Genomic DNA, 8467 nt, shown 5'->3' on the forward strand with positions numbered 1-8467 from the left:
GGGTCGCGACATGGGGTGCAGCGGGCCGCAGCGTGTCGGCGCGACAACTGTGGATAGTCGCGGAATGCACGACGAGCCTGTGGATAACGGCGAGCAGCCTCCCGAACCTCGGTGTCTCATCAAGGTATGGACGACGAACCGCGTTACCCACTCGATCGCCACGGGTTGATCCACCGGGCGGCCGCACTCGATTCCGGCTTCACCGACCGCCAGCTTCGCACGGCGGTCGCCCAAGGTCGTTGGTGCGCGCCACCAAGGGCGTGTACTACGCGCCGGCGCGAGTGAATGCGCAAGACCGCGCAGCCGTGGCGCAGAACGCCATGGCCGAGCACCGGCTCCGGGCCATCGCCGTGGCGAGCGTGCCCAATCATTTCAGCGGCACCGTCCTGAGTCACGCGTCCGCCGCTGCGATACACGGGCTCCCCATGCTCAAACCCGCGCTCCAACAGGTTCACCTGACCAACGGCGAACAGGGCGGCGGCCGCCGACGCGCTTCGTCGATCGTGCACGCAAGTGAACTACTGCCCGGCGATGTCGTCGAGGTCGCTGGGATCTCGGTGACCAGTCTCGCGCGCACCGCGGCGGACATCGCACAAGCAGAAGCAGCCACCCACCGGCTGGCCTTCGCGAAGGCACTCACCGTTTTCGATGCCGCGCTGCGGGCCGGTGTCGACGCCGCCTCCCTCGCCATGCAACTCGAACGACGTCGACGCTGCGACACCCGCGTCGCCAAGACCGCGCTCGCCTGGGCGAATCCGAAGGCGGAGTCGGTGGGCGAATCTTGGGGCCGGGCGCAGATGATCCAAGCCTCGTTGCCGGTCCCAGAACTGCAGGTCAAGCACGTCATCGGAACTAAGAGGTACCTGGTCGACGGCGAGTGGGACGGCAAACTCGTCTGGGAGTTCGACGGCTTCTTCAAATATGGACGGTCCCTCCAGCCCGGAGAGACAATCGCGGACGCAGTCTGGCGGGAGAAGCAGCGCGAGGACGCCCTGCGAGCCCTCGGCCTGATGATCATCCGAGCGTACTGGTCAATGCTGGAGCAAGGCACCATGGTGCCGATCATCATGCGCTGGCTCGACCACTTTCACCTTCGCTGATCCCACCACCGCTACCGCCGCCATTACCGCCACACCGTGTCGCGGCCCTCCCCGACAGTCGCTGCCCACCCAGCGGCGGCGACATTCAAAGAGGGGCGCGACACGGGCACACGGGGCGCCGGGGCGGGCGGAGCAGGCGGGGCGGGCTGCGGGGATGGGCGACTAGAGGGAGATGCGGCCTTGTTCGGCCGCCAGGCCGATGTCGGTGCGGAAGTGCGCCCCGGGAAGTTTGATGGCGGCGAGGCGGTCGTAGGCTTGGGCGCGCGCAGCGGCGAGATCCGGACCGCGCCCCACCACCGAAAGCACCCGGCCACCAGCCGACACCACGTCGCCGTCGGCATTGCGCTTCGTCCCCGCGTGCAGCACACCGGCACCGTGCGCACCGACAATGGTGTCGCCGGTCCGCGGCGAGCCCGGGTAGTTTTCGGCGGCCAGCACGACGACCACGGCCGCGCCGTCGTACCACTGCAGCGGCGCCAGATCGGCGAGCGTGCCGGTGGCGACAGCGTTCAGGGTCGCACCCAGTGGCGACTCAAGCAGGTCGAGCACGGCCTGGGTCTCGGGATCACCGAAACGGCAGTTGAATTCGATGACAGCCGGGCCCTCGTCGTCGACGGCGAGCCCGGCGTACAGCAAGCCCGAGAACGGAGTGCCACGCCGGTTCAGTTCGGCGGCGACTGGCGTCACCACCTCGTCGACGATCCGATCGACCATGGACTGCGGCAACCACGGCAGCGGCGTGTATGCGCCCATCCCGCCGGTGTTGGGTCCTTGGTCGCCGTCACCGACGCGCTTATGGTCCTGCGCGGGCAGCAGCGGCACCACGGTATCGCCATCGACAAGGCAGAACAGCGAGACCTCCGGGCCGGACAAGAAACTCTCCAGCAGCACCGGATGGCCGTGCTCCAGGCAGTCGGCGGCGTGCGCGCGGGCCGCAGCCCGATCCGCCGTCACGACCACACCCTTGCCAGCGGCCAGCCCATCGTCCTTGACCACCCAGGTGGGGCCGAAGCGATCGAGCGCGGCATCCAGCCCCGCCGGACTGTCGACGATTTCGGCACGTGCCGTGCGCACACCGGCCGCCGCCATCACATCCTTGGCAAAGGCCTTGGAGCCTTCGATCTGCGCGGCGGCCGCACTCGGCCCGAAGGTCGCGAAGCCGGCCTCGCGCAGCGCCTCCGCCACGCCGAGCACCAACGGCACCTCTGGACCGATCACCACCAGGTCGGCTTCGATCTGCCGGGCCAACGCCACCACCGCATCGCGCGAGGCGACATCGACGGCATGATTGGTGGCCACGCTGAAGGTTCCGGCGTTGCCCGGGGCAGCATGAAGTTCGGTGACTGACCGATCGCGGTCCAGTCCAAGAAGCAGGGCGTGTTCGCGGCCGCCCGAGCCGATCACGAGTACTCGCACGCAGGCAACGTTAGTCGGTGCGCACCTCGGCCACGACCACCGGCACCAGCGGTGCCAGACACGTCACGACGACGCACAGCAGCAACGGCAGACCGGCGACGGCCATCAGCACACCAGCGAGCAGCGGAGCGGCCGCACCGACAGCCATCGGCCAGAGCCACGCCTGATGCCCGACGAGGTATCCCTGCATCACCAGCAGCCCCAGACAATAGATCGCCAGCGGCACCGCCAAGGCGAGCACCACCACCACCGGCCCGATGTGCGCCTCGCGCTCGATCCACAGGGCGACGACGTGCAACCCGGCGCCGACCGCCGCGCACCCCATGTACAGCGGCATGCTTCCGTAGCCGAAGCCGAACGCTTTGCGCCGCTGTTCGCCAAGGACCTCGCCGTTGGGCAGCAGAAAGTACAGCCACCACATCATGAAAGTCACGCCCATGGCGGCGAGCCCGAGGACCGCGGTTTCGGCCGTCCAGCCCGCGCGGCTGATCTGCGCTTGCAGGACGGCCACGGTACCGACCACGCCTTCGCCCAGGGTGATCACCATCAGCGTTCCGTACCGCTCGGCGATGTGCTCGGAGTTCCACGGCGTCGTCCGCACCCGCGTCTCGGCGATGAACGGGCCCGCACATTCGATCGCCACCAGTACCGCGATCACGCCCAGTGTCTCCCCCAGATTGGTCGGCAGAAAGATCAGCCCGACCCAGCCGAGCTGCGCGAGGAGAGTGGCAGACGAATAGGCCAGCGCCGTCGACCGGTATTCCGGCGACTGCACCGCAACGCGCAACCATTGGGTCACCATGCCCACTCGCATCACGATGTAGCCGATCACCGCGACGGTCACATCGACGTGCTCGTGCGAATTGATCGACGTGAATACGTTCGGAATCCCGATCGCCACGATGCCGACGCCGATCATCTGCACCAGCGCCAGGATCCGATAGAACCAGTCATCGGTGTCGAACGCCGACGAGAACCAGGCAAAGTTGATCCACGCCCAGATGGTCGCGAACATCATCATCAGGTATCCGGCGATCGCCGCCAGATAGTGTCCTTGCGTCAGATAGTCCGCGAGTTGCACACCGGCCACCGCGAACGCGACGACAAATACGAGGTCGTACAGGATCTCCAGACTGCTCCCGGCGCGACCGGCCTCGTCGGGGTCACGCCCGGTCATCTTTTTCAGCTGCGACTGCATCGGCATTCGCACAATCTACGACCGGACCGGTGAATGCATGAACTGCGCACACCGCTCCGGCCGTAATCTCCCCTACCTGAGTTTTGCCGTCTATTTCGGCTTCGTCAGGTTGTAGAGTGTCACTCCGTCGACCGTGGTGGAGACGAAGTTCTCACTCACCCAGTCGCCGATCGCCGACGACGTCCCCGCACCGTCGCCCATGCGGCCGCCACCAATGAAGTAGTGAATCTTCCCGTCGGCGACGTACCGCTGAAACTGCTCCAGGGTCGGCGAGGGATCGGTGCCGTTGAATCCGCCGACCGGCATCACCGAGTAGCCGGATTCGATCTGGTAGCCGGACGCCGTGTTGGAGCCGATGGCCGCGGCCACCCAGGTGAACTTGTCTGCGTCGGTGCGTAGCATCGCGATCATCTCTTCGCTCGGCTTCGATCCGTTCAGCAGCCCGCCGGGTCCACCAGCGCCCATACCTTCGGCACCGGCCCCGGCCTGACCACCCGGGCCGCCCTGACTCTGACCCTGGCCGCCCGGCATACCGGGGAAGCCACCTCGCCGACCGCTGCCCTCGCGGCCTCCCATTCCGGGCGGACCGCCGCGACCAGGACCGAAGCCACCGGTATTCGGACCGGCCGAGATGATCGAGCCCTGCGCCGGAGTATTCAGGGTGTCGACGGTGTAGGCGACCGGACCGGCCAGTGCCGCCACGATCGCGGCACCAGCGACTGCCGTGCCCGCGGTTCCACGATGAACAAAGATCAGCGCCAGACCAGCGACGATGCCGACGGCCAGGACCACCCACCGCAGCCACGGCACGAAGTCGGCCGAACGGTTCAAGAGCACAAAGCCCCAGATCCCCGCCGTAATCGATCCCGCTGCCAGCACCAGTCGCACCCAAAGTTGCTCGCGATGCGCCCAACAGAGGGCTGCTCCGGCCGCCACGAGTCCGGCGAGCGACGGTGCGATGGCCGCGGTGTAGTAGCTGTGGAAGATGCCCTGCATGTAGCTGAAGACCACGATCGTCGTCAGCATCCAGATACCGAACATCACGAGGAAGGCGCTGCGGGTGTTGGGGCCGCTCACCACGTTTCCGGCGGCCCGGGTGTCCGTGCGGCGGGCCAGCCAGCTCACGACCAGTGCGGCGATACCGAAGACCAGCGCGGTCGGGATCAGCCAGCTGATCTGGCCGCCTTGCTCGGCATCGAACATGCGCCAGAAGCCGGGGCTGCCCCACATACTGCCGCGTCCGCCACCGGGACCACCGCCCGGGAAGCCTCCGCTGCCGAAACCGTAGGCGCCGGAGGACATTCGGTCACCGCCCATACCGCCACCGCCGGGGACCACCGACCCGGCTTCGTTTCCGTTCAGTCGACCGAGGCCGTTGTAGCCGAGAGTCAGCTCGAGAATCGAATTGTTCTGTGAGCCGCCGATATACGGCCGCGAATCGGCAGGCCACAGCTCGACGGTGAGGATCCACCAGCCGGCGCTGACGATCAGTGCACCGAGCGCTGCCAGCAAGTGTCCCACCCGGCGCCGCCAGCCGCCCTGGGCGAATACGAAGAATGTGATCACCAGTGCGGGAAGGATCAGAAAGACCTGCAGTTGTTTGGTGAGGAAGCCGAAGCCGACTGCCACACCGGCCCAGATCATCGGCTGGAGTCGTCCGGTGTCGATGGCTCGCATGGTCGCCCACGCGGCGACGAGCATCAGCAAGATCAGCAGTGCTTCGGGGTTGTTGAAGCGGAACATCAGCGCGGCGACCGGGGTGGTCGCCAACACTAGTCCGGCGCCGATGCCGGCCCAGTGGCCGAAGTACCGCCGCACGATCAGATAGAGCAGCGCCACCGACGCAACGCCCATCAGCACTTGCGGAACCAGCAGGCTCCACGAGTTGAGCCCGAACACCCGCACCGAGAGGGCGGGGATCCAGAGCGAGACCGGCGGCTTGTCGACAGTGATCGAGTTCGCCATATCCGACGATCCGAAGAACCATGCCTTCCACGACTGCGAACCGGCCTCGATTGCGGCGGTGTAGAAGGAGTTGGCCCAGCCGTTCGCCGAGAGATTCCACAGGTACGCCAGCAGCGTGCCGACCAGCAGCACGGCGAGACTGACCCGCTCGGGCACGGTCAGCGCAGCGGGCTTCGCACTGCCCGGAAGCTCATTCTCCCGCGTCGAAGTCACCTCCGATGTCGGCGCAGGTTGCGGCGCGGCCGCCGCGGGGGTTGCGATGGTCACGAGGCACTCTCCTGAGCGGTAGCGGTTACCGTCGTGTCACGGCGCACAAAGACCCACCGGAGCCCGACGAATCGGGTGGCCGTGGCGACCAGGTTCGCGATGATGAGAACGGCAAGTTCGGCGCCTTTGCTGGAGCCGGGTGCAGCGACGTGCAGCGCTGCCAGCGAGCTGGCCGTCACCAGCCAGCCGACGATGAATACACCCCACCCGAAGAGGTGGTGACCGACCAGTCCGGCCCGTCCGCGCACACCGAAGGTGAAGCGCCGGTTAGCGGCAGTGTTCAGCACCGCAGTGATCGCCAGCGATAGGAAGTTCGCAACCTGCGCGCCGACGTAGGTGTGCAATAGCAGGTACAGGAGCACGTAGGCCAGCGTGGATGCGACGCCGACGGAGATGAACCGGAGCACCTGTCCGGTCATCCCGGCCGGCACCCCGGCCAGTTCCGGTCCGTTGTCGCGCTCACGTCCGAGGTTGCGGCGCAACTGGTCGATGGGCAGTTGCCCGCCGGCCAGCGCCCAACCGACCCGGGCGCACCCCCGCAGGTCGGCGATCGCGGTACCGACGACGTCGACGGAACTGTCCGGGTCGTCGACCCAGTCGACCGGAACCTCGGCGATGCGCAGCCCGATCCGTTCGGCGAGCACCAACAGTTCGGTGTCGAAGAACCAGCCGGTGTCTTCCACATGAGGCAACAGTTCACGCGCGACGTCAGTGCGCATGGCCTTAAATCCGCACTGCGCGTCGGAGAAGTGCGCCCGCATGGCCACCTTCAGGATCAGGTTGTAGCTGCGCGAGATGAACTCGCGCTTGGGACCGCGCGTGACCTGTGCTGAGCGGCTGAGCCGCGTCCCGATCGCGATGTCCGAGTACCCGGAGACCAGCGGCGCGATCAGCGGCATCAACGCATTCAGATCGGTCGACAGATCCACATCGCAGTAGGCCACGATCTGTGCGTCGCTGGATCGCCACACCTGGTTCAGCGCGCGGCCGCGCCCCTTCTCGTCCAGATGCACCACCCGCACGGGGCAGGTGTCGTCGGACTCGGCGGCTAACCGTCGCGCTATGTCCAGCGTGGCATCGGTGCTCGCATTGTCGGCGATCGTAACGCGCGCCGGATACGGCATCGCGGTGGTCAAGTGGTCGCGAAGCCGCCGCACGCACGTCGCCAAGTCTGCTTCTTCGTTGTAGACCGGAACGACGACGTCGAGCATCGGCACCGGCGTCACGGCGGCCGCGGGTTCGGCCGTCTCCGGTTCAGTGGTTGTTGTCATGACACGGACTCTTGTCCTTGGACCTCCCACGCCCCTGAAGCATCCCTGCAAGGTTCCTGTGAACGGTCGGCACCGCCCGCCCGCCCGCCCGCGGCAGAGTCCACTGGCACCGAGCGCCCCGCCGTGGACCAATGGACCACGGACCCCCGCTCTGTGCCAGTGAACGACGATTCACCGAATGCCATACCCGCGGATTCCCATCCGAACCGGCGTGTCGTGGAACCGGAAGCGCCCGGCATGCGTCCAAAGAACGTGGAAACAGCAGCATTGACGGTCGGCCAATCCGGTACGGAGTGTGGGGTCTTCACGCGCAGCGAGCTGGATCGCGCTGGCCTGTCGAGCACCGAACGCGCCGCAGCAATCACTGCCGGAACGCTCACCGAGCTGCGACGGAACTGGTTCGCCATCAGCTCTCACGCCCCTGACGTGGCGCAAGCGGTGATGCGGGGCGGGGTCCTCTCGTGCGTATCCGCACTGAGGCGGCACGGAATCTGGGTTCCGCCCGGGTATCCCGAAGTACACGTCCGCTACGGCCGACCAACCGCCACGGATAAGGATTCTTGCCGGGGATTCTCTCGCATACGAGCCGGTGCCACCGCCGTCGACCCGATCGTCGTCGCCCTAGAATGCGCGGCCCGGTGCATGAGCGACGAGGATTGGATTGCCGTCTGCGACTCGGTTCAGAACAAGTTCGGGGTGTCCGCCGAAGCCCTGCGCGCGGAAATGGGCCCGCTCCCCCGGCGCGTGCTCGACCTGTTCGCCAAGACCGACGGCAACTCCCAATCGGGCACCGAATCGGTTGCCCGTGTCCGGCTCCGCGCACTCGGTTTCAACGTAGAGGTCCAGCCCTATCTCCCCGGGGTGGGCCACAGCGACCTGCGGATCGGAAAGCTGATCATCGAATGCGACGGCAGGCTCTACCACTCCAGCGCCGAAGAATTTCAAACCGACCGCACTCGTGACCGCAAAACCCTGATCGGCGGCTCCATCACCATGCGGTTCACGTACGACGACATCCTCTACGACTGGGACGCTGCCCTCGAGGACATCCGTGCTGTCACCGGCAGACGCCGGCATCGAATCCGTCCGTTCCGCGGCACCAGCCCCGGACGGCGGTCCGGCGCAGGGCCCAGGGCCGGTACGGGCGTCCCGTCCGGGGCCGCAGGGACGGAAGAATCCGCAGCCACGGGAAGATCCGCCCCAGACGGCTGATCTAGAAGAGTCGCCGGCACAGAGCGGGCCGCCGTGGG

Annotated in this window: 6 protein-coding genes; 2 read left to right on the top strand and 4 right to left on the bottom strand. The window is 66.9% G+C overall.

From position 1 onward, the window contains the following. The first annotated feature begins 242 nt into the window (after window positions 1–242). Complete coding sequence (locus tag WAW85_RS15195; protein ID WP_422560426.1) at window positions 243–1100, top strand: hypothetical protein; 858 nt, start codon at window positions 243–245, stop codon at window positions 1098–1100. 162 nt (window positions 1101–1262) lie between these two features. Here WAW85_RS15195 and purD read toward each other — a convergent pair whose 3' ends face one another. From purD to WAW85_RS15215, 4 genes are all read right to left on the bottom strand, one after another. Further along, the gene (gene purD / locus WAW85_RS15200; protein WP_422560427.1) at window positions 1263–2516 is read right to left on the bottom strand and encodes a phosphoribosylamine--glycine ligase; all 1254 of its coding nucleotides are present in this window, start codon (window positions 2514–2516) and stop codon (window positions 1263–1265) included. 10 nt (window positions 2517–2526) lie between these two features. Further along, a complete protein-coding gene (locus tag WAW85_RS15205) occupies window positions 2527–3720 on the bottom strand; it encodes a low temperature requirement protein A (protein WP_422560428.1) in 1194 nt (397 codons plus the stop codon). Window positions 3721–3804: 84 nt separating this feature from the next. Next, window positions 3805–5892 carry an ArnT family glycosyltransferase gene (locus tag WAW85_RS15210; RefSeq protein WP_422560431.1) on the bottom strand — a complete coding sequence of 696 codons (2088 nt, stop codon included), beginning with the start codon at window positions 5890–5892 and terminating at the stop codon, window positions 3805–3807. A 50-nt stretch (window positions 5893–5942) separates the two neighbouring features. Further along, a complete protein-coding gene (locus tag WAW85_RS15215) occupies window positions 5943–7217 on the bottom strand; it encodes a glycosyltransferase (RefSeq protein ID WP_422560429.1) in 1275 nt (424 codons plus the stop codon). A gap of 642 nt (window positions 7218–7859) precedes the next feature. Between WAW85_RS15215 and WAW85_RS15220 the strand changes: the two genes are divergently transcribed. Continuing rightward, window positions 7860–8429: an endonuclease domain-containing protein gene (locus WAW85_RS15220; RefSeq protein WP_422560430.1), complete on the top strand. Its 570-nt coding sequence runs from the start codon at window positions 7860–7862 to the stop codon at window positions 8427–8429. The last annotated feature ends 38 nt before the right edge of the window (window positions 8430–8467 follow it).

Origin of the sequence: Gordonia sp. (in: high G+C Gram-positive bacteria) (genome assembly GCF_049299075.1) — a bacterium.
GTDB lineage: Bacteria > Actinomycetota > Actinomycetes > Mycobacteriales > Mycobacteriaceae > Gordonia.

Excerpts from the sequence above, each read along its gene's own strand:
- WAW85_RS15205 (WP_422560428.1), bottom strand. The coding sequence starts at position 3,720 with ATGCCGATGCAGTCGCAGCTGAAAAAGATGACCGGGCGTGACCCCGAC.
- WAW85_RS15215 (WP_422560429.1), bottom strand. The coding sequence starts at position 7,217 with ATGACAACAACCACTGAACCGGAGACGGCCGAACCCGCGGCCGCCGTG.
- WAW85_RS15220 (WP_422560430.1), top strand. The coding sequence starts at position 7,860 with ATGAGCGACGAGGATTGGATTGCCGTCTGCGACTCGGTTCAGAACAAG.